The following is a 20,709-nucleotide window of genomic DNA, read 5'->3' as shown; positions in this document are numbered from 1 at the left end:
GTCTATTTTAGTGTTGCGGTTGACGTAATGTCGTAAAAACCGCAGCAATTTTATGTGAGTCTTTTTTTCCCGGCTCGCTTTCGACCCCGGAATTGAAATCCAGTCCTGCGCAACCTTGCTGTGCCGCCAGTGCGCAGTTATCACTATTCAGGCCGCCGGCCAATAACACGTTATCCAATGATTGGTTTGCCAGCAGTGACCAGTTGAAGGCTTTCCCGCTGCCGCCCTGAGCGTTGTCAAACACGTAGCGATCAACATGGACGAGATCGCGCGCTGGCAGCGTATCTGCGATGCTCAGTGCTTTCCATATCTGGCAAGTCGCAGGGAGTTGCTGGCGTAGCTGGTTGATCGTCTGTTGATCCTCATCACCGTGCAGTTGAACGGCCGCTAACCCCAACTGCGTCGTGATCGCAACAATGTGTTCGACGGGCGCATTGCGGAAAACGCCGACATAGCGCAGTGGAGCACCGGTCATCACGTCAGTGGCTTGTTTGGCATCAACGTAGCGTGGGGAACTGGCGACGAAGATTAAACCGCCGTAGAGCGCCCCCGCTTGATAGGCGGCCTGTGCATCTTCTGCGCGCGTCAGACCGCAGACCTTGTTTTCACCCAAAATAACGCGGCGTACCGCGCCGGTTAGATCCGGCTCGGACATCAGCGAACTGCCGATCAGGAAACCCTGAGCAAAAGCGCTGAGTTCACGAATCTGCGCATGGCGATTGATGCCGGATTCACTGATTACGGTGACGCCAGCAGGCAGACGCGGGGCGAGCGTTCGGGTGCGGTTGAGGTCAATGGAGAGGTCGCGCAGGTCGCGGTTGTTGATCCCGACGACGCGCGCTTCCAACTGGATGGCTCGCTGTAACTCTTCTTCATTACTGACTTCCGTCAACACGCCTAGCTTCAGGCTGTGCGCCACGTCGGCCAGTTGCTGGTATTGCTCGTTGTCCAGCACAGACAGCATCAGCAGGATGGCATCGGCCTGATAGTAGCGAGCCAGATAGATCTGGTATGGCGAAATAATAAAGTCTTTGCACAACACCGGCTGGTGCACCGCCGCACTGACTTGCGGTAGAAAGGCAAAGTCGCCCTGAAAATATTTCTCGTCGGTCAAAACAGAAATAGCGGACGCGTAATCTTTATAGATTTGGGCAATGGCTACCGGATCGAAATCATCGCGAATCACTCCTTTCGACGGCGAAGCCTTTTTGCATTCCAGAATAAACGCGGGCTTATCCTGTTTCAGCGCCTGATAAAAGTCACGCTGACTGGGCACGATCTCATGCTGAAAAGAGGCCAACGGCTGTGTTTTCTCTCTCTCGGCAACCCAAAGCGCCTTATCGCGCACAATTTTATGTAATACGGTTTCCTGCATGGTTCCATTATCCTCTGGCGGACAGGGCGATAACGCGCTGATAAGCCTGTCCACTATGAATGACTTCAAGCGCCTGTTGCGCATTTTGGCGCAAATTTTCTTGTCCGAATAATCTCAGGAGCAACGCAACATTGGCGGCAACCGCAGCAGCGTGCGCGCGTTCACCTTTACCTTGTAGCAGTGACGCGAGAATGTCACGGTTTTCTTCTGGCGTACCGCCTTGTAAAGCGGACAGCGGATACGCATCCAGACCAAAATCGCGGTGCGTCAGTTCGTAGGTTTCAATCTCGCCATTGTGTAATTCGGCAACTTGTGTCGGTGCATGAATGGCGACTTCATCCATTCCGCCGCCGTGTACGACAGCGGCACGTTGGTAGCCCAGCACTTTCAGCGTTTCGGCGATAGGGCGAACCAATTCCGGGCTATACACGCCAATCAGTGCCAATGGCGGACGAGCAGGGTTAACCAACGGCCCCAGCACGTTGAAGACCGTACGGGTTTTCAACTGCTGGCGTACCGGCATTGCGTGGCGGAAACCCAGATGATATTGCGGGGCAAACAGGAAGCATACGCCCAGATCGTCTAGCGCCTGACGTGAATCTTGCGCGCTCATGTCCAGCTTAATACCGAAAGCAGAAAGTAAATCGGAGGAACCGGAGCGACTGGAGACGCTGCGGTTGCCGTGCTTGGCGATTTTCAGACCGCAACTGGCGGCGACGAAAGCGCTGGCAGTCGAAATGTTAATGCTGTTGGTGCCGTCACCGCCTGTGCCGACGATGTCGGCAAATAAATAGTCAGGGCGGGGGAAGGGTTGCGCATCGGCCAGCAAGGCCGTGGCGGCACCGGCGATCTCGTCGGGATGCTCGCCGCGCACTTTCATGCTAATCAACGCCGCTGCCAGTTGGCTGGCTTCCAGCTCACCGCGAATGATAGCACCAAACAGCGCCTGACTTTCCTGACGGCTGATGGTGTCCGCGCGGTATAATTTTTCCAAGATAGTTTGCATGGTGGCGACATCCTGATCAGAAAACGGGTGTTCAGAAAATGGGTGTGTAGAAGACAGTTGCATCATCGTATCCCTCGTTAAGCCAGCGCCCAGTCCAACGTTTGTTCCAGCAGTCGTGCACCGTGTGTGGTCAGGATCGACTCCGGATGGAATTGGAAACCGCAGACGCGGTCGGCGTCGTTACGCACGGCCATCACCATCGTGTTGAAATGGGCGTTGACGGTCAGCGTAGAAGGAATACGGCTGCCGACCAGCGAGTGGTAGCGAGCGACCGGTAACGGGTGCGGCAAACCGCTAAACATAGCGCTGGCATCGTGGTCGATGGCCGACGCTTTGCCGTGCAGGATTTCACCTGCCTGACCAACATGGCCGCCGTAGGCTTCCACAATGGCCTGATGGCCGAGGCAAATACCAATAATCGGCAACTGACCGCGCAGACGCTGTAGCAGTTCCGGCATACAGCCCGCTTCGGCTGGCGTACCGGGGCCGGGGGAGAGCATCAGAATCGGTTTTTCCATTTGCTGTAACCGCGCGATGATCACATCGGCAGGCAGATGGTTACGGTAAATCACGACCTGATGGCCGCTGGCACGTAGTTGATCCACCAGGTTGTAGGTGAATGAGTCGATATTATCGAGCAGCAGGATGTCGGCCATCAGAAAATCTCCTTTGCATGGTGCGCACTGGCAATCGCGCGCAGTACGGCCCGGGCTTTATTACGCGTTTCGTCGGCTTCAGCCTGAGGGTTAGAATCCAGCACCACGCCGGCACCTGCCTGAACGGTCGCAATGCCATCTTCGACATAGGCGGAGCGAATCACGATGCAGGTATCCAGATCGCCGTGGGCAGTGAAGTAACCCACTGCGCCGCCGTAGCTGCCGCGACGGGTTTTCTCACTTTCGGCAATCAATTGCATTGCCCGAACTTTCGGCGCACCGCTCAACGTGCCCATATTCATGCAGGCGCGGTAGGCGTGCAGCACATCCAGATCTTCACGTAATGTCCCCACCACACGAGAAACCAGATGCATGACAAAGGAATAACGGTCAACTTTGGTCAAATCAGCAACGTAACGGCTACCGGGCTTGCAGATACGCGCCAGATCGTTACGGGCTAGATCTACCAGCATCAAATGCTCAGCCAGCTCTTTATGGTCGGTACGCATTTCCAGTTCAATACGGCTATCGAGATCGCGATCCAGCGAGCCATCGGCACGGCGACCGCGTGGGCGAGTACCGGCAATCGGGTAGATTTCGATTTGGCGGCTGTCGGCATCGTATTTCAGCGAGCTTTCCGGTGACGCGCCGAACAGCGTGAAATCCTGATCCTGCATGTAAAACATGTAAGGGCTGGGGTTATTGTCTTTCAGCGTTTGGTAAGCAGCCAGCGGTGAAGGGCACGGCAGAGAAAAGCGGCGCGACGGCACGACCTGGAAAATTTCACCGATGCGGATGGCTTCCTGCATTTGGCTGACAACCTCGCCGAAGGCTTCATCGCTCTGATTGCAGCTCAGCGTCATCGTCTCGATAGACTGGCGCGGCAGCGCGGGTGCGGGCTGAGTCAGTTGGAATTGCAGCTGTTCCAGACGCTGTTGCAGACGCTGCTTTTCGCTGTGGTTTGGCGTAAACAGGCTGGCTTGCAGAGCGGTCACGCGTTTTTGGTGATCGAGTACCAACAGCGTTTCTGCCAGATAGAAACAAAAATCCGGGCAGCGCTGTTGCTGGCTCAGCGCGGGTAACGCTTCGAATCCAGCCACTAGATCGTAGGCGAACAGGCCTCCGAGGAACATCGCTTCACGTTCGTCTGCCGGGCAGACAACCAGCGTCAAAATCTGGCGTAAAGCATCAAAGACCGACAGCGAACGCAGACGAGCGTCTTCATCCTGCATGACGTCTGCTGGTGGGAAGGTGAGTTCACGACCGTTCGGACGCGGCTGATTAATAATCTCTGCCGGCAGTGCGGCATCCAAAAGCGGCAGGAGGCTGGCGCCGTTTGCCGTTAAGGCCTGAATGGAAACGAGAGGGCCCAGTGCCGTGATACGCAGCGCGCTATCAACGATTAACAGGCTTTTCAGGTTTTCCTTGCTGTCGATTTCAGCTGACTCTAACAGCAACGTGGCAGGTCTGGCACCGCAGAGCTGATGGAAGATGGCGCTAGGGTCGTTACGGTAAACGGCCTCGGTACGCAGCAGTTCCAGTGTAGGTTGTGTTGTTTGCATTCTTACTACCCGTTTTAATGTTGTGCCCATCAAATAAAAAGCCCGCTGAGTTAAGCGGGCCTGGGAATATCTGCATGTGTGATAACAGTGATGCGTGATTAGTCCACCCGCGAGAGGGAAGAGCGCCACCAACCATGCTTCATCATTTTCTGCGTTACCATTATCATCATCTCGCGGTTTGGGTTCGAATTACTGTACTGAGCTTGCGTACTAGTTAACTGGTTCGGTGGTAAAATGTCAACACCTTCAATAGGATTATTTTATTACTCAGTAAACGGTGGACATTACCATTTGCTTCCTATTAATGGCATCATGCGACTTTCGTATGATTTTTGTTAATGGATAGGCTTGTGCCAGAAGATTCCCAACCGATGTCGTCATTCCCTCTTTACGATCTGCATAGCCACACCACGGCATCTGATGGCGTTTTAACGCCAACATCGCTTGTTCGTCGGGCGGTAGACATGCGGGTGAGCATGCTGGCTATAACCGATCACGACACGACCAGCGGGCTTAAAGAGGCACAGCACGCGATTGCCCAGCAGGGGTTACCGCTGAGACTGATTCCTGGCGTGGAGATTTCTACCCTGTGGGAAAATCATGAGATCCATATTGTCGGACTTGGAATGGATATTGCGCATCCAGCGTTAACTGCGTTGCTGCAACGACAGGCGGAATGTCGGCAGAACCGGGCGGAGCAAATTGCGGTTCGGCTGGAAAAAGCCCGCATTCCCGATGCGCTGTCCGGCGCACGGCGTTTGGCGACGGGAGGACAGATTACGCGGGCGCACTTTGCGCGTTATCTCATTGAGCTGGGTATTGCGGCCAATATGAATCAGGTGTTTAAAAAATACCTAGCGAAAGGTAAAACGGGTTATGTGCCGCCGCAGTGGTGCACCATCCCGCAGGCCCTCGACGCGATTCATCAATCCGGCGGCGTGTCGGTGTTGGCGCATCCCGGGCGCTATGGTCTGACGGCCAAATGGCTAAAACGCCTGCTCGCCACGTTTGCGGAAAACGACGGGATGGCGATGGAAGTGGCGCAATGCCAACAGGCACCAGATGAACGAACACAACTGGGGCGCTATGCGCGAGATTTCAATCTGATGGCATCGCAAGGATCGGATTTCCACCTGCCGTGTGCCTGGATCGAACTGGGTCGCAAGCTGTGGCTGCCTGCCGATGTCGAGCCAGTCTGGCTCCATCCGTTACTGGCAGATTTGCCGCGTATCATGGCGTAATGCCATCGCGATCCTATGAAATAACAATCTTTTACCTCTGACACGTTCTATAATAACCCTATTGCACGATGACGCGGGTTGAAATGTGCAACGCCGCGAAATGTCAGACGTATGAGGTAGGGTCATGAGTCAGTTTTTCTATATTCACCCGCAGAATCCGCAGCCGCGATTGATCAACCAATCGGTGGAATTTCTGCATAAAGGCGGGGTGATTGTTTATCCAACGGATTCTGGCTATGCGTTGGGTTGTATGTTGGGCGAAAAGAACGCGCTGGAACGCATCTGTCGGATTCGCGATCTCGGTAGCGATCATAACTTTACGCTAATGTGCCGCGATCTGTCCGAACTCTCGACGTATGCTCATGTTGATAACGCGGCGTTCCGGTTGATTAAAAATAACACGCCGGGCAATTACACCTTTATTCTGAAAGCGACGAAAGAGGTTCCCCGTCGCTTAATGAACGAAAAACGTAAAACTATTGGTCTGCGCGTGCCGTCCAATCCTATCGCGTTGGAACTGTTGGCCGCGCTGAATGAACCGCTGATGTCGACAACGCTGATGCTGCCGGGAAATGATTTCGCCGAGTCCGATCCTGAAGAAATTCAGGAAAGATTGGGAAAACAGGTGGATTTGATTATTCACGGCGGTTCGCTGGGTCAACAGCCGACGACGGTTATCGATCTGACCGAGTCTGTGCCACGCGTCGCCCGTGAAGGTACCGGTGATGTCACGCCGTTCCTATAAACGCAGCGACGAGCGGTAACAATGGGAATACAAATGGCGCGAAGATCGGTATAATCGCGCCAGTTTTTAATACGACGAACGATTTTTACGTACACACTATTTTTTACGTACACACTATTTTTACGTAACGTGCTGAATTTTATCGGCGGTTATGACTCCCCCCGACGCCTGGGAAGGCGACACTAGAGGTTGCTCAATGAGCGAAAAGTTACAAAAAGTTCTGGCGCGCGCCGGACATGGCTCACGCCGCGAAATTGAAGGTATCATTCAGGCTGGACGTGTCAGCGTTGACGGTAAAGTTGCCACACTGGGCGACCGCGTTGAAGTGACGAAAGCCACAAAAATCCGTATTGATGGTCATGTGGTTACCGTTAAGGAAACCGAAGAAACCGTGTGTCGTGTGCTGGTGTATTACAAACCAGAAGGCGAGCTGTGTACCCGCAACGATCCTGATGGTCGCCCGACGGTGTTTGACCGTCTGCCAAAAATTCAGGGTTCTCGTTGGGTGGCGGTAGGGCGTCTTGACGTGAACACGTCCGGTCTGCTGCTGTTCACGACCGACGGTGAATTAGCCAATCGCCTGATGCATCCTAGCCGTGAGGTTGAACGTGAATACGCCGTGCGGGTCTTCGGTGAAGTGGACGACGAAAAGATCAAACAACTGAGCAAAGGCGTACAGCTGGAAGATGGCCCGGCGTCGTTCCGTACGATCCGCTATCAGGGCGGTGAAGGCTTGAACCAGTGGTATAACGTGACGCTGACAGAAGGGCGTAACCGTGAAGTACGTCGTCTATGGGAAGCGGTTGGCGTGCAGGTGAGCCGCCTGATTCGCGTGCGCTATGGCGATATTACATTGCCGAAAGGTCTGCCGCGCGGTGGCTGGGCAGAAATGCCGCTGGAACAGCTGAATTACCTGCGTGAGCTGGTTCAGCTTCCTGCAGAAACGGTATCAAAACTGCCGGTTGAACGTGAGCGCCGTCGGGTGAAAGCGAACCAGATTCGTCGTGCAGTAAAACGCCACAGCCAGATTAATACCGCTCCGGCCCGCCGCACGTCTCCGAAACCGAAGCGCAACGGCTAATCGTGTTATCCCTACGCTCTACGGGCAGCTTTCGCTGCCCGCAATAGGTTGTTATTTATCGAATGAAAACGGGCGTAACGGAATAGAAGAGTAAAGCGTTTGCGCCAGGGATGGCGCAATCCGAGCTTACATGGACGTACTTGCAGCGTCTTTACGATCTATCCGTTACTCCCGCGCACCAGCGGTTGTCAGCAATAAGGCTAACGACTACCAGTCAATGCCTTGCTGGGCCTGAATTCCGCTATCAAACGCATGTTTTACAGGGCGCATTTCCGTCACGGTATCGGCCATTTCTAACAAATCACGATGGCAACCTCGTCCGGTAATAATGACCGTCTGTCCGGCAGGACGCTGTTTTAATGCAGTGACAACGTCACTTAAATCTAAATAGTCATAGCTAAGCATATACGTCAGTTCGTCCAGAACGACGAGATCGAGTCGTGGGTCTGCCAGCATCCGTTTGCCATGCTGCCAGACATGCTGCGCGGCTTCGGTATCTGTCTGGCGGTTCTGCGTTTCCCAAGTGAAGCCTGTCGCCATGACCTGAAATTCCACACCGTGCTGTTGCAGCAGGTTCTTCTCACCATTGGGCCATTCACCTTTGATAAACTGGATCACGCCCGCGCGTAATCCGTGGCCGATTGCCCGCGTGACGGTGCCGAATGCGGCTGTCGTTTTGCCTTTCCCATTACCAGTGAAAACCATCAGGATACCGCGCGTTTCATTCGCCGCGGCAATACGGGCATCGACTTTTTCTTTCAGGCGCTGCTGGCGTTGTTGGTGGCGTTCATCGCTCATCGTGCGTGTTCTTCTCTATTATTCGGCTGGACCGGCTTTTCTGCCTGGCTGTGCGTCAAAACTCATCCCCGTCTTGCGGCGGCTGTCATCGCCCATCAGGTAGAGATACAACGGCATAATATCTGCTGGTGTTTTCAGTCTCATCGGATCTTCGCTGGGGAACGCCGATGCACGCATTCCCGTACGCGTTCCGCCAGGATTGATACAGTTCACGCGTAGATTTTTTGAACGGTATTCTTCTGCCAGCACTTGCATCAGGCCTTCTGTCGCGAACTTGGATACGGAGTAAGCTCCCCAGCCGGCGCGACCTTCGCGGCCTACGCTGGAACTGGTGAAAACCAGAGACGCGCAAGGTGATTTCAGTAACAGCGGCAGCAGTGCCTGTGTCAGCATAAAGGTGGCGTTGACGTTGACCTGCATCACCTGATGCCAGATCTCCGGCGTTTGCTCTGTGACAGGCGCGATCTCCCCGAGCAACCCAGCGTTGTGGAGAACACCGTCCAGATGCGGCACAACCTGCGCCAGTTCGTCAGCCAGTTGAAAGCACTGCGCGGAAGATAACGTCAGCATATCACAGACGACAACATGTGCAGATGTACCGTGTTCCTGCTCGATCTGCTGTTTAACCACCTGAAGTTTGCTTTCTGTGCGCCCCAACAAGATGACATGTGCGCCGTAACGGGCATAGGTCAGGGCGGCTTCCTTGCCAATGCCGTCGCCAGCGCCGGTCACCAGAATGATACGGTTTTGCAGTAAATCGATTTTAGGCTGGTAATGCACAATGAATTCCTCTTGCCGTGGCGTCAAACCGCCACGCTTCAGATAATAGACCTGCCATTGTGTATCGGCACGACGAAATATATCGGGCCGTACCGCTCGGAATGCCAGATAACGGCGCATCCGGGCAGGGTGAATGAGGGTGTTATGCCTCAAATGTCGTCTGTTTTCAATGAGACTGCCTCGATTTATCCCTGTGCTGTTGTAAAAAGCAGCAATAGGCATAAAAAACGCAGGAATAACATCGCCATATTGCGTGCCATCAGTTAGGTTATAAGAAGGAATGGCGCTCGACGTCAACGCCATGGTTGGTGAGTAAACCAACATTAATTAATACGCAGTCAATGAGGACGGTGTTTGTGGAATTACTTTCTCTGTACGGTTTATTCCTGGCTAAGGTACTCACTATCGTGGTGGCTATTGGTGCGTTAGTCGTTCTGGCATTTGGAATGACGCAACGTAAGCGCCAGCATAAAGGTGAGTTGCAGGTGATGAACCTAGGCGAACAATATCAGGAAATGCAACGCGAAATGCAGACGGCCTGTATGAGCGACACCGAGCTGAAGCTGTTATCGAAACAAGAAAAGAAGAAAGAAAAAGAAACGGCGAAGCAAGATAAGCAGCGCGCCAAACGTGGCGAGGAAAAAAGTGTAAAACCGTGCCTGTACGTGCTTGATTTCAATGGCAGTATGGATGCCGGTGAAGTGAGCTCGTTGCGTGAAGAGATCTCTGCTGTGCTGGCGGTGGCGAAGCCAAAAGATGAAGTGTTGTTACGCCTCGAAAGCCCCGGCGGTGTCGTACACGGCTATGGGCTGGCGGCCTCGCAGTTACAACGTTTACGTCAAGGCGGTGTGCGTTTGACCGTTGCGGTGGATAAAGTGGCCGCCAGCGGTGGCTATATGATGGCCTGTGTGGCTGACCGCATCGTCGCGGCGCCGTTTGCGATTGTGGGGTCGATTGGCGTCGTGGCGCAGATTCCCAATTTCCACCGTTTGCTGAAAAACAAAGACATTGATGTTGAGCTGCACACCGCCGGTGAGTTCAAGCGTACCTTGACGTTGTTTGGTGAAAATACCGAACAAGGCCGTGAGAAATTCCGCGAAGATCTGAATGTCACGCATACGCTGTTCAAGGATTTTGTGCAGCAGATGCGCCCCTCGCTAGATATTGATGCGGTGGCGACGGGAGAGCATTGGTTTGGCACGCAGGCGAAAGATCTGGGGTTGATTGATGCCATCGGCACCAGTGACGACCTGTTGATTGCTGAAATGGCTAGCCATGAAGTGTTAAGTGTTCGCTACACGCGTCGTAAACGTTTGTTGGATCGTCTGACGGGCAGCGCAGGCGATACCGCAGAACGACTGATGCTGCGTTGGTGGCAACGGGGTTCAAAGCCTTTGCTGTAATCGCTCAGCGTAGTGGTTTGCACAAATTAATGCCCGCGAATGTGCGGGCATTTGCATTTAATCCATCATGCTATTTAATCGATCAGGTCATATTTCTCGGACAAAACATGCGCAAGATGCTTGAACATGTTAAATACCGCGGTGCTTTTTAAGGTTGGCATTCCATTCTCATCGAGAAAAAACTCACCGCGAAAAACCAGCACGCCGTTTTTTTGTTCTACGCTATCTGCGACCATGCCATGCAAATAATCATCGTGCTGTTTAATGATGTCATTGGCTTCAACTAATAAGCTCTGGCGGTCGATAGGACGCTTTTCTTCGTTAACTTGATATTCAGGTGACATGATTTTTACTCCTGTACTCACCCTTGAAAAAAGGGCGTATCGCATTATATGAACAATCATATAAACAACATAAACAATGCTGTTTCGAAAACCAACGCAGCAACGCCATCCCTCCGTCGGATTATTTCAAAGGCTGCATAAAAAGAAAGGGTACTGCGATACGGTTTCAGCGTAAAGCGTAGATTATGATGCAAATGGGCTACATTTTAGGGGCTTACCTGCCGATATTCAGTGTGGCAGGATGTGGATAAAACCGGATTTCCACGCTAATTAGGTTGCGTGACAGCATTTATCAGGTAGAGTGTGGGATTTTGCGCAGTCAGTAGAATCCGCTCTGGATGCCCCGAAAAATATCTGATTTTCAGAAGAATTCAGCAGGTAATAGTACATATGGGTAAAGCTCTCGTTATCGTCGAGTCCCCGGCAAAAGCCAAAACGATCAACAAGTATTTAGGCAATGACTACGTGGTGAAGTCCAGCGTTGGTCATGTGCGCGATCTGCCGACGAGTGGCTCAGTTAAAAAGAGCGCGGACTCAACGACTAAAGATAAAACGAAAAAGAAAGTCAAAAAGGATGAAAAATCTGCGCTGGTTAATCGTATGGGCGTCGACCCTTATCATGGCTGGAAAGCCAACTACGAAATACTGCCGGGTAAGGAGAAGGTCGTCTCCGAATTAAAAACGTTGGCGGAAAATGCTGACCACATCTATCTCGCAACCGACCTTGACCGCGAAGGGGAAGCCATTGCCTGGCACCTGCGGGAAATCATTGGTGGTGAAGATGCGCGTTTCAGCCGCGTGGTGTTTAATGAAATCACGAAAAATGCCATTAAACAGGCATTTGAAAAGCCAGACACCTTGAATATTGACCGCGTTAATGCACAGCAGGCGCGTCGGTTTATGGATCGCGTGGTGGGTTACATGGTATCCCCGCTACTGTGGAAAAAAATCGCCCGCGGCTTGTCCGCTGGGCGTGTACAGTCGGTTGCCGTGCGCCTGATTGTCGATCGCGAACGCGAAATTAAAGCATTCGTGCCGGAAGAATATTGGGAACTGCACGCCGATTTGCTGGCCGGCAGCGATATTCAACTGCAAATGCAGGTGACGCACCATAACGGCAAACCGTTTAAGCCCGTTAATAAAGCGCAAACACAGGCCGCGGTTAGCCTGCTTGAAAACGCCCGCTATAAGGTGGCCGATCGTGAAGATAAGCCGACCAGCAGTAAGCCGAGCGCGCCATTCATCACCTCTACGCTGCAACAGGCTGCCAGTACACGTCTTGGTTTTGGCGTGAAAAAAACCATGATGATGGCACAGCGTCTGTATGAGGCGGGCTACATTACTTACATGCGTACCGACTCAACGAACCTCAGTCAGGATGCCTTGACGATGGTGCGTGACTATATTGGCGACGAGTTCGGCAAACGTTATCTGCCAGAATCTGCGAACCTTTACAGTAGCAAAGAAAACTCTCAGGAAGCGCACGAAGCGATTCGTCCTTCCGATGTAGGTGTGCTGGCCGATAGCCTGAAAGATATGGAAGCCGATGCACAGAAGCTGTATCAGCTGATCTGGCGCCAGTTCGTCGCTTGTCAAATGACGCCTGCGCAATACGATTCCACCACGTTAATCGTGGAAGCCGCAGATTATCAACTGCGTGCGAAAGGCCGTACGCTGCGTTTCGATGGTTGGACGAAAGTCATGCCGGCGTTGCGTAAAAATGATGAAGATCGCACGTTGCCAACCGTGGCGGTGGGCGAGGCGCTGACGCTGCAGAAGTTGCTGCCAGGGCAACACTTCACTAAGCCACCGGCACGTTACAGCGATGCCTCACTGGTTAAAGAACTGGAGAAACGCGGCATTGGCCGTCCGTCTACCTACGCATCTATTATCTCAACCATTCAGGATCGCGGCTACGTTCGAGTAGAGAACCGTCGTTTCTACGCCGAGAAGATGGGCGAAATCGTTACCGATCGATTGGAAGAAAACTTCCGCGAATTGATGAATTACGATTTCACCGCGCGGATGGAAAGTCGTCTCGATCAGGTTGCCAATAATCAGGCGGAATGGAAAGCCGTGCTGGATGAGTTTTTCAATGAATTCAGTCAGCAGTTGGAAAAGGCGGAACAGGATCCGGAAGAAGGCGGCATGCGCCCTAATGCGATGGTGTTGACCAGCATTGACTGCCCAACCTGTTCCCGCCAAATGGGGATTCGTACCGCCAGCACGGGAGTGTTCCTGGGCTGCTCCGGTTACGCCCTGTCGCCGAAAGAGCGCTGCAAAACTACGATCAACCTGATCCCAGAAAACGAAGTGCTGAATGTGTTGGAAGGCGATGATGCTGAAACCAACGCGCTGCGCGCCCGTCGCCGCTGTGAAAAATGTGGTACGGCGATGGACAGCTACCTGATTGATAATCAGCGTAAGCTGCACGTTTGTGGTAATAATCCAGCCTGTGACGGGTATGAGATCGAAACTGGTGAGTTCCGCATCAAAGGCTATGATGGCCCAATTGTTGAGTGCGAGAAGTGTGGTTCCGAGATGCATCTCAAAATGGGACGCTTCGGTAAATACATGGCGTGTACCAACGAGAGCTGTGGAAATACACGTAAGATCCTGCGCAATGGCGAAGTTGCGCCGCCGAAGGAAGATCCGGTGCCGTTGCCTGAGTTGCCCTGTGAGAAGTCCGACGCCTATTTCGTCCTGCGTGACGGCGCGGCAGGCGTTTTCCTTGCAGCGAATACGTTCCCGAAATCGCGTGAAACGCGAGCACCACTGGTAGAAGAATTGGTGCGCTTCAAAGATCGTTTGCCGGAAAAGCTGCGCTATTTGGCGGAAGCACCAGCGGTTGATAAAGACGGCAATAAGACGCAGGTGCGTTTCAGCCGTAAGACCAAACAGCAATATGTCTCGTCAGAAAAAGATGGCAAGGCAACAGGTTGGTCAGCGTTTTACATTGATGGCAAATGGGTTGAAGGAAAGAAGTAACTTTTTTCTGTTACCCAGCGTGTAATCGAGTTATGCGTGATAAATTGCGACATCAAGCCAGCCGCAAGGCTGGCTTTTTCGATCGCAGAAAATCTCCAGATAAAACAAATGTATGAAGATTGTCCTGCGGTAGCATGAGGATTGTTGATCCGTGATAGAGAATCATGCGGTTTACCTCGGTGATAATCGCACGCACTGCGTTCTTTATCGTTGTGCCATGTAAAAATGGTTATATAAAAATAATTTTTATGATTAAATTACATTAATTGATGGAAATATACGCCAGGTGGTTAAGGCGTAGTCAAGGTCAGTAAAACGGAACGTCGCCAGAACGTCGTGAGGTGCTACGCGCACACTTCAATTGGGAATGGGATAAATTATGAAACTACAACAGCTTCGTTATATTGTTGAAGTTGTTAATCACAACCTGAATGTGTCTTCTACCGCAGAAGGGTTGTACACCTCCCAGCCGGGGATCAGTAAACAGGTCCGCATGCTGGAGGATGAGTTGGGCATTCAGATTTTTGCCCGTAGTGGAAAACACCTGACGCAGGTGACACCCGCCGGACAGGAAGTCATCCGCATTGCACGTGAAGTGTTGTCGAAAGTCGATGCCATCAAAGCGGTTGCCGGAGAGCATACCTATCCCGATAAAGGGTCGCTGTACGTGGCGACTACACATACGCAGGCGCGCTATGCGCTGCCAAGCGTCATCAAAGGCTTCATCGATCGCTATCCTCGCGTGTCGCTGCACATGCATCAGGGCTCGCCGACGCAGATTGCTGAGGCCGTTGCGAAAGGGTCTGCGGATTTTGCTATTGCGACCGAAGCGCTGCATTTGTACGACGATCTGATCATGCTGCCGTGCTACCACTGGAATCGCGCGGTGGTGGTCAAGCCGGATCACCCGCTGGCCTCCAAAACCGACATCTCCATTGAGGAATTGGCCGCTTATCCCATCGTTACCTATACCTTTGGTTTTACGGGGCGTTCCGAGCTGGATACCGCGTTTAACCGTGCGGGGCTGACGCCGCGTATTGTCTTTACCGCCACGGACGCCGATGTGATTAAAACCTACGTGCGTTTAGGGCTGGGTGTAGGGGTGATTGCCAATATGGCGGTCGATCCGCAAACGGAAACCGATCTGGTGACCATCAACGCGAACAGTATTTTTAGCTACAGTACAACGAAAATCGGCTTCCGCCGCAGCACGTTCCTGCGTAGCTACATGTACGATTTCATCCAACGTTTTGCGCCGCATTTAACGCGTGATGTCGTCGATACGGCCGTTGCGCTGCGTTCAAATGATGAAATAGAAGCGATGTTCAAGGACGTCACGCTGCCCGTGAAGTAAACGCCATCCAGGACGGATCACCAACGTAAAAAAGCCAGACAGTGTCTGGCTTTTTATCATTCAAACGCTTCACGCCTCACACATCGGCGTGAGAAGTTCAGGCTGGCTATCAGGCGGATGCGGTTGTTGTGGCGGCGTCCGCAGGAACGTCGGCGGCGATATCCTGCGTCATGCGCGTCAGTTTCGGCGCGGTCAGCAGCATCAGAACGGCGATGATGCCTGTTACGATACCAATCTGCAGGAAAACATTGCTGTAAACGTCAAGGGATACATGCGGGTCTACGACGTTCTCAGGCACGGCCATCATGTTAGCGACGTAGCCCGCGATAATGGCGGCACCAGCCGATGTTAGGAACCAGGCACCCATGATGAAACCCATCAAACGCTGTGGTACCAGTTGTGCGACCATCGCCAGACCCAGACCGGAAATCATTAATTCCCCGATACTTTGCAGGCCATAGCAGAGGATCAGCCAGTTGACGGACACGATACCCTGTTCGTTTGCCATGCTGGCGCCCCACGGCAGCACCAGGAACGCACCGGAACACAGCACCATACCCATTGCAAACTTGTGCGCCATCGGCAGTTGATCGCCCATTTTGTTATAAACCGCAGCCAGAATCGGGCTGGCAACCATGATCCAGAACGGGTTGAGCGCCTGATACTGCTCCGGCTCAAAGGAAAAACCTAAAATGGCGTGCTCAACGTTGCGAATCGCAAAGAAATTCAGTGAGGTCGGCATCTGGTTGTACAACACAAAGAAGACGACAGCTTCCAGCATCAGCAGCAGCGCGACGATCATTTTCCGACGTTCTGCACCGCTTACCGCCAGCATCTCTTTAATGAATATGGCGACAACGGCGACTGAAATAATGGTCAGAATCCAACGAGCAACGCTCTGATTGTGCAGTAGCCAGGTGGAAAGTGCGACCAGCACCACGATACCCGCGAGGGTAATGACCAGTTTTTTCAGGTTGATTGGTTGGAAATCTGGCTGAGAACCTTGTGTGCTAACCCACTTACGGCAGAACATAAAGTTAACCAGCGTCAGGATCATCCCGATCACGCTCAGGGAGAAGGCGACACTCCAGCCATAGTGTGCGGCCAGTACCGGTGTCGCCAGCATAGAGAAGAAGGAACCGATGTTCACCGACATGTAGTACATGGTGAAGGCGCCATCCAGACGGGGATCGTCCTTCGCGTAGCAGGTCGACAGCAGGGCCGATGGGTTGGCTTTAAACAAACCGTTACCGACGGCAATGGTTGCCATACCGATATAAACCCACGCCACACTGTGGCCGGAATAGGCAATCATGGTGTAACCAAGCGCCAGCACGATAGCACCCAGCACGATCACGCGTTTGGTGCCGAGGACTTTATCACCCAGCCAGCCACCGATAGCGACAAAACCGTATACCAGCGCGCTGAACGAGGAGAAGAGGGTGATGGAGTCGGTTTCGGACATGCCCAGCATTTTGACCAGATAAACGGCCATGATGCCTTGCAGGCCGTAGTAACCAAAACGCTCCCACAGCTCAATGCTAAAGATGAGATAAAACGCTTTTGGTTGTTTGAATGCGTTCATGCTGACGCTTTCGGTGGATTCGCTGTTGTTATTTGCTGTTGACACAAAGACCTCTGATTTTACATATCTCGTTTTTTTTAACGAGAAAATAACAAGAGTGAGGCAGTGAAACTGCAACCTCTTTTCATTGTTATGGGGAGGAAAAACGGCGTTATATTGACGTTATTTTACGGACAGACAAGCTATTTGACATGTTTTGTTACAAGTGGGTTTGGTGGTCGGATAAAACTATAAATCAAATGTTATGCAGAGTTTAATTTCATATCTTGCTTTCGCGTCGAATGATTATCTTGCTTTGTCATATTTATTTTTTTAAAAAGGGATATAATCTGCCTTTTAATTAAAACTAAGTTAATATCATTAACTATGAATGAATATATGGGTTAATCTTTTGCATATCATTAAATATGCAGTGAGTATAAAAATCGATCAAATACACCCAGTAAGATGATTGTTGATATAATCACGCAAAGTGACTTTCAATCACTAAATTTTCTATTAAAAATAACTTATTAGCCTTAAATAGTGGTTATGTGTATTTTTATACAGCCATTTTACGCGCGAAGGTGCCAGAAAAGGTTGTGAGGATCTGGAGTGTGGGGGGCAGGGATCGCGTCACGCATTCTGTTAGAAAGAAAGTCAGGGATAAGCCAAGGTGGGATTATCGGGCTGGTGAGTAGCGCTCTATCAGCCCCGAATCGATTAGGCGTCGATCTTCTCACCAAATTCGCACAAATCTTCAATCAGGCAGGAACCACAGCGTGGTTTGCGTGCGATACAGGTGTAACGACCATGCAGGATTAACCAGTGATGACAGTCGACTTTAAATTCTGCCGGAACGACTTTCAGCAGTTTTTCCTCTACCTGCTCAACATTTTTACCCGGCGCAAATCCTGTACGGTTGCTGACGCGGAAAATGTGGGTATCAACGGCAATCGTCGGCCAGCCAAACGCGGTATTCAGGACGACGTTTGCCGTTTTTCGTCCTACGCCGGGTAAGGCTTCCAGCGCCGCACGATCTTCAGGAACCTGTCCCTGATGCTTTTCCAACAGCAAACGGCAGGTCTTGATGACGTTTTCTGCTTTGCTATTAAACAGACCGATGGTCTTGATGTACTCTTTCACGCCGTCTACGCCGAGTTCGAGCAGGGCTTCCGGCGTATTCGCGACAGGATAGAGTTTTGCCGTTGCTTTGTTGACGCTGACATCGGTTGCCTGCGCAGAAAGTAGAACGGCGATGAGCAGCTCAAACGGTGTGCTGAAATTTAACTCTGTTGTGGGATGGGGATTGTTGGCACGCAATCGCGTTAAAATCTCGATCCGTTTGGCTTTGTTCACAGCGATTCCCCTACGGTGCCGGTTGCTGGCGCCGTTTTCCCTTCGGTGATAGCAGCACGGGCCCGGCGTTGTTTCATTTTCTCATCGATCAAATATTTCGCAGCCAGCAACAGCCCGAGACCGATAAACGCGCCCGGTGGCAGCATGGCCAGCAGGAACGGGGAGTCAAGGTGAACCACCTCGATGCGGAGCGCTTTGGCCCAACTGCCCAGCAACAAATCTGCGCCGTCGAATAGCGTGCCGTTACCCAGAATTTCACGTAACGAACCGAGCACCACTAGTGCGCTGGTCGCTCCCAGCCCCATTGCCAGGCCGTCAATAGCGGAGGGGAAGACGGCATTCTTGGAAGCGAACGCTTCTGCACGGCCGATGACGATACAATTTGTCACGATCAGCGGAATAAAGATCCCCAGCGATTGATATAAACCGTAGGCATAGGCGTTGATCAACATCTGCACGGTGCTGACCACCGAGGCAATGATCATAACGTAAATGGGAATTCGGATTTCCGCTGGCACCCAGCGGCGTAGCGCAGAGACGGCCATGTTGGTACAGATAAGAACCAGCGTGGTTGCTAGCCCGAGTCCCAAGGCATTGGTTGCGGTTGATGACACGGCGAGCAGGGGACAAAGACCCAACAATTGAACCAGTGCCGAGTTGTTCTTCCATAACCCTTCAACGAAAAGTGTTTTGGTTTGGCTCATTGGTTCTCTCCACAGGCGGGCAGCGTGTTGATTTGTGACGGCAGCGTTTGCAGGTAAAGGGCGCTCCGTTTTACGCTATTAATGACGGCGCGTGGCGTAATGGTGGCTCCGGTAAATTGATCAAACATTCCGCCTTCTTTCTTTACTGCCCAACGGGCATCTTGCGCGCTCTGCACCGTTTGTCCGCTGAATCGGGTGATCCAGTCAGAGATGCGTACTTCGATTTTATCACCCAATCCCGGCGTTTCATGATGCTCGGTCACACGAACGCCGAGTACCTTGCCATGAAAATCGGCACCAACCAGCAACTGAACAGCACCAGAATAGCCATCCGGCGCGGTACTTTCCAGTGCGGCGGCAACAGCTTCACCGTTTTGACGGGCAATAAACACGCGGTGCGGCGCTGACGATCCTAATGCTGGGTTAGTGACAACGTAACACTCTTTTTGCATATCACTATTGTATAATTCGGCAGGAACCACCTGATCCAACAGCATTTTTTGCTGTAGCATCGCCTGATGCGAGATCGTGGGTTCCGTCAGCATGTTTACCATGGCAGTGACCGCGGTAGTGAAGGCGGCAAACAGAGCCAGTGTTGTCGCATGGCGACGCATTGTGGTTATCATGAACGTCCCCTCAGCGACGGTGGCCGTAAGCGCGTGGCTTGGTGTAATAGTCGATCAGCGGCACGGTAATGTTCGCCAGCAAAACGGCAAACGCGACGCCGTCTGGATAGCCACCATAGGTCCGAATCAACCAAACCAGTAATCCAATTAGCGCGCCAAAGATCAGACGTCCACGGTTTGTGGTTGAGGCAGTCACGGGATCGGTCGCAATGAAAAATGCACCGAGCATAGTGGCGCCGGACAGCAAATGCAGCATCGGCGGCGCGAATTTCTCCGGTGCGATAACCCAGCTTAGCGAAGCACAGAACATCAGCGACAGCAGTAAACTGACCGGAATATGCCAGCGAATGGTACCGCGCATCAGCAAAAACAGCCCGCCGATGAGAAAACCGATATTTACCCACTGCCAGCCAATGCCAGACGACAATGATGCAAACATCGGCTGTTGCAGAATGACCTGTGGCGTGTGACTTGCACGTAGACCGGTTTTAAATGTGTCCAACGGCGTAGCCTGGCTGATGCCATCGATGTTGTGCATTAACTGCTGCATGGTATGTCCGCTGGGGGTGTATCCGGTAAAAATGATGGTGAGTGCATCATGGAAACCTACGGGAATGGTTTGCAGCGGCACAGGGGGAAGCCAGCTCGTCATCTGAACAGGGAAAGAGATCAGCAGCACCACATAGCCAATCATCGCAGGGTTAAAGGGGTTTTGTCCTAAGCCGCCGTACAGTTGTTTAGCGATAATGATGGCGAAGACAGTTGCGATGACGATCATCCACCATGGGGCAAGCGGTGGCAGACTGATGCCGAGTAGTACGGCAGTCAATAGTGCGGAGTTGTCCGCCAGTGTTGTACGTACGGCAAATTTTCTGAGTGACAGTGTCACCCCCTCCGCGATGAGCGCGGTGGCCGACGCCAGTCCGACCTGAATCAGGTTGCCGTAGCCAAAGAAATAGACCTGCGCCAGCATGCCAGGTAGACAGGCCAGAATGACCAACAGCATGATGCGTTGTGTGCGTTGCTGATTATGTGTAAACGGGGAACTCGCAATTCTAAAAGCCATTTATTCCTCTTGATATGACGATGCCTGCGCGGCTTTACGGGCTTTAACGCGAGCGAT

Annotated in this window: 18 protein-coding genes and 1 other annotated feature; of the genes, 6 read left to right on the top strand and 12 right to left on the bottom strand. The window is 52.3% G+C overall.

The annotated features are described in order from the left end of the window. Window positions 1-7: 7 nt before the first annotated feature. The 4 genes from trpCF to H0247_RS02145 all read right to left on the bottom strand — a co-directional run bounded on the left by trpCF (window position 8) and on the right by H0247_RS02145 (window position 4,599). Window positions 8-1,375, bottom strand: coding sequence for a bifunctional indole-3-glycerol-phosphate synthase TrpC/phosphoribosylanthranilate isomerase TrpF (gene trpCF / locus H0247_RS02160; RefSeq protein WP_180741039.1), 1,368 nt, complete (start codon window positions 1,373-1,375; stop codon window positions 8-10). A 7-nt stretch (window positions 1,376-1,382) separates the two neighbouring features. Beyond that, window positions 1,383-2,381 (bottom strand): anthranilate phosphoribosyltransferase, encoded by a 999-nt coding sequence (gene trpD, locus H0247_RS02155; RefSeq protein WP_180741038.1) that lies wholly within the window; start codon window positions 2,379-2,381, stop codon window positions 1,383-1,385. Between the two features lie 77 nt (window positions 2,382-2,458). Beyond that, window positions 2,459-3,037, bottom strand: coding sequence for a gamma-glutamyl-gamma-aminobutyrate hydrolase family protein (locus H0247_RS02150; RefSeq protein ID WP_180741037.1), 579 nt, complete (start codon window positions 3,035-3,037; stop codon window positions 2,459-2,461). Then, window positions 3,037-4,599 (bottom strand): anthranilate synthase component 1, encoded by a 1,563-nt coding sequence (locus H0247_RS02145; protein ID WP_180741036.1) that lies wholly within the window; start codon window positions 4,597-4,599, stop codon window positions 3,037-3,039. The genes H0247_RS02150 and H0247_RS02145 overlap by 1 nt, the downstream gene beginning before the upstream one ends. Before the next feature lie 32 nt (window positions 4,600-4,631). Beyond that, window positions 4,632-4,736 (bottom strand) — a sequence feature (Trp leader region). Window positions 4,737-4,937: 201 nt separating this feature from the next. Here H0247_RS02145 and H0247_RS02140 point away from each other — a divergent pair. From H0247_RS02140 to rluB, 3 genes are all read left to right on the top strand, one after another. After that, entirely contained in the window at window positions 4,938-5,840 is a 903-nt protein-coding gene (locus H0247_RS02140) for a PHP domain-containing protein (protein ID WP_180741035.1), read from the top strand. A 124-nt stretch (window positions 5,841-5,964) separates the two neighbouring features. Beyond that, entirely contained in the window at window positions 5,965-6,585 is a 621-nt protein-coding gene (locus H0247_RS02135) for an L-threonylcarbamoyladenylate synthase (protein ID WP_180741034.1), read from the top strand. A 196-nt stretch (window positions 6,586-6,781) separates the two neighbouring features. Continuing rightward, on the top strand, window positions 6,782-7,666 hold the full coding sequence (gene rluB, locus H0247_RS02130; RefSeq protein WP_180741033.1) for a 23S rRNA pseudouridine(2605) synthase RluB: 885 nt from the start codon (window positions 6,782-6,784) through the stop codon (window positions 7,664-7,666). Between the two features lie 207 nt (window positions 7,667-7,873). Here the strand turns inward: rluB and cobO are convergent, their stop codons facing one another. Then, window positions 7,874-8,464, bottom strand: coding sequence for a cob(I)yrinic acid a,c-diamide adenosyltransferase (cobO, locus tag H0247_RS02125; protein WP_180741032.1), 591 nt, complete (start codon window positions 8,462-8,464; stop codon window positions 7,874-7,876). Between the two features lie 18 nt (window positions 8,465-8,482). Continuing rightward, window positions 8,483-9,244, bottom strand: a complete 762-nt coding sequence (locus H0247_RS02120) for a YciK family oxidoreductase (RefSeq protein WP_180741433.1) — start codon at window positions 9,242-9,244, stop codon at window positions 8,483-8,485. Window positions 9,245-9,600: 356 nt separating this feature from the next. Between H0247_RS02120 and sohB the strand changes: the two genes are divergently transcribed. Then, window positions 9,601-10,647, top strand: coding sequence for a protease SohB (gene sohB, locus H0247_RS02115; protein WP_180741031.1), 1,047 nt, complete (start codon window positions 9,601-9,603; stop codon window positions 10,645-10,647). 74 nt (window positions 10,648-10,721) lie between these two features. Here the strand turns inward: sohB and H0247_RS02110 are convergent, their stop codons facing one another. After that, complete coding sequence (locus H0247_RS02110; RefSeq protein WP_180741030.1) at window positions 10,722-10,991, bottom strand: YciN family protein; 270 nt, start codon at window positions 10,989-10,991, stop codon at window positions 10,722-10,724. Between the two features lie 390 nt (window positions 10,992-11,381). On the opposite strand from H0247_RS02110, the gene topA reads away from it, so the two are divergent. Together topA and cysB are read left to right on the top strand one after the other, a co-directional pair. Continuing rightward, on the top strand, window positions 11,382-13,979 hold the full coding sequence (gene topA, locus H0247_RS02105; RefSeq protein ID WP_180741029.1) for a type I DNA topoisomerase: 2,598 nt from the start codon (window positions 11,382-11,384) through the stop codon (window positions 13,977-13,979). A gap of 379 nt (window positions 13,980-14,358) precedes the next feature. Then, window positions 14,359-15,333 (top strand): HTH-type transcriptional regulator CysB, encoded by a 975-nt coding sequence (gene cysB, locus H0247_RS02100; protein ID WP_015840250.1) that lies wholly within the window; start codon window positions 14,359-14,361, stop codon window positions 15,331-15,333. Window positions 15,334-15,442: 109 nt separating this feature from the next. Here cysB and dtpA read toward each other — a convergent pair whose 3' ends face one another. From dtpA to rsxD, 5 genes are all read right to left on the bottom strand, one after another. After that, window positions 15,443-16,963, bottom strand: coding sequence for a dipeptide/tripeptide permease DtpA (gene dtpA / locus H0247_RS02095; RefSeq protein ID WP_180741028.1), 1,521 nt, complete (start codon window positions 16,961-16,963; stop codon window positions 15,443-15,445). Between the two features lie 657 nt (window positions 16,964-17,620). Continuing rightward, the gene (gene nth, locus H0247_RS02090; protein ID WP_180741027.1) at window positions 17,621-18,256 is read right to left on the bottom strand and encodes an endonuclease III; all 636 of its coding nucleotides are present in this window, start codon (window positions 18,254-18,256) and stop codon (window positions 17,621-17,623) included. Then, a complete protein-coding gene (locus H0247_RS02085; protein WP_180741026.1) occupies window positions 18,253-18,960 on the bottom strand; it encodes an electron transport complex subunit E in 708 nt (235 codons plus the stop codon). The genes nth and H0247_RS02085 overlap by 4 nt, the downstream gene beginning before the upstream one ends. Further along, window positions 18,957-19,586: an electron transport complex subunit RsxG gene (rsxG, locus tag H0247_RS02080; protein WP_180741025.1), complete on the bottom strand. Its 630-nt coding sequence runs from the start codon at window positions 19,584-19,586 to the stop codon at window positions 18,957-18,959. Before rsxG ends, H0247_RS02085 begins: the two co-directional genes overlap by 4 nt. 10 nt (window positions 19,587-19,596) lie before the next feature. Next, window positions 19,597-20,652, bottom strand: a complete 1,056-nt coding sequence (rsxD, locus tag H0247_RS02075) for an electron transport complex subunit RsxD (protein ID WP_180741024.1) — start codon at window positions 20,650-20,652, stop codon at window positions 19,597-19,599. Window positions 20,653-20,709 lie beyond the last annotated feature (57 nt).

The sequence above is a fragment of the Pectobacterium sp. CFBP8739 genome, assembly GCF_013449375.1.
Lineage (GTDB): Bacteria > Pseudomonadota > Gammaproteobacteria > Enterobacterales > Enterobacteriaceae > Pectobacterium.
This window is presented reverse-complemented; position numbering and strand designations above follow the sequence as displayed.

Bases quoted from the DNA above. Each gene is read 5' to 3' on its own strand.
- trpCF (WP_180741039.1), bottom strand. From the start codon at position 1,375: ATGCAGGAAACCGTATTACATAAAATTGTGCGCGATAAGGCGCTTTGG.
- trpD (WP_180741038.1), bottom strand. From the start codon at position 2,381: ATGCAAACTATCTTGGAAAAATTATACCGCGCGGACACCATCAGCCGT.
- H0247_RS02150 (WP_180741037.1), bottom strand. From the start codon at position 3,037: ATGGCCGACATCCTGCTGCTCGATAATATCGACTCATTCACCTACAAC.
- H0247_RS02145 (WP_180741036.1), bottom strand. From the start codon at position 4,599: ATGCAAACAACACAACCTACACTGGAACTGCTGCGTACCGAGGCCGTT.
- H0247_RS02140 (WP_180741035.1), top strand. From the start codon at position 4,938: ATGGATAGGCTTGTGCCAGAAGATTCCCAACCGATGTCGTCATTCCCT.
- H0247_RS02135 (WP_180741034.1), top strand. From the start codon at position 5,965: ATGAGTCAGTTTTTCTATATTCACCCGCAGAATCCGCAGCCGCGATTG.
- rluB (WP_180741033.1), top strand. From the start codon at position 6,782: ATGAGCGAAAAGTTACAAAAAGTTCTGGCGCGCGCCGGACATGGCTCA.
- cobO (WP_180741032.1), bottom strand. From the start codon at position 8,464: ATGAGCGATGAACGCCACCAACAACGCCAGCAGCGCCTGAAAGAAAAA.
- H0247_RS02110 (WP_180741030.1), bottom strand. From the start codon at position 10,991: ATGTCACCTGAATATCAAGTTAACGAAGAAAAGCGTCCTATCGACCGC.
- topA (WP_180741029.1), top strand. From the start codon at position 11,382: ATGGGTAAAGCTCTCGTTATCGTCGAGTCCCCGGCAAAAGCCAAAACG.
- cysB (WP_015840250.1), top strand. From the start codon at position 14,359: ATGAAACTACAACAGCTTCGTTATATTGTTGAAGTTGTTAATCACAAC.
- H0247_RS02085 (WP_180741026.1), bottom strand. From the start codon at position 18,960: ATGAGCCAAACCAAAACACTTTTCGTTGAAGGGTTATGGAAGAACAAC.
- rsxG (WP_180741025.1), bottom strand. From the start codon at position 19,586: ATGATAACCACAATGCGTCGCCATGCGACAACACTGGCTCTGTTTGCC.
- rsxD (WP_180741024.1), bottom strand. From the start codon at position 20,652: ATGGCTTTTAGAATTGCGAGTTCCCCGTTTACACATAATCAGCAACGC.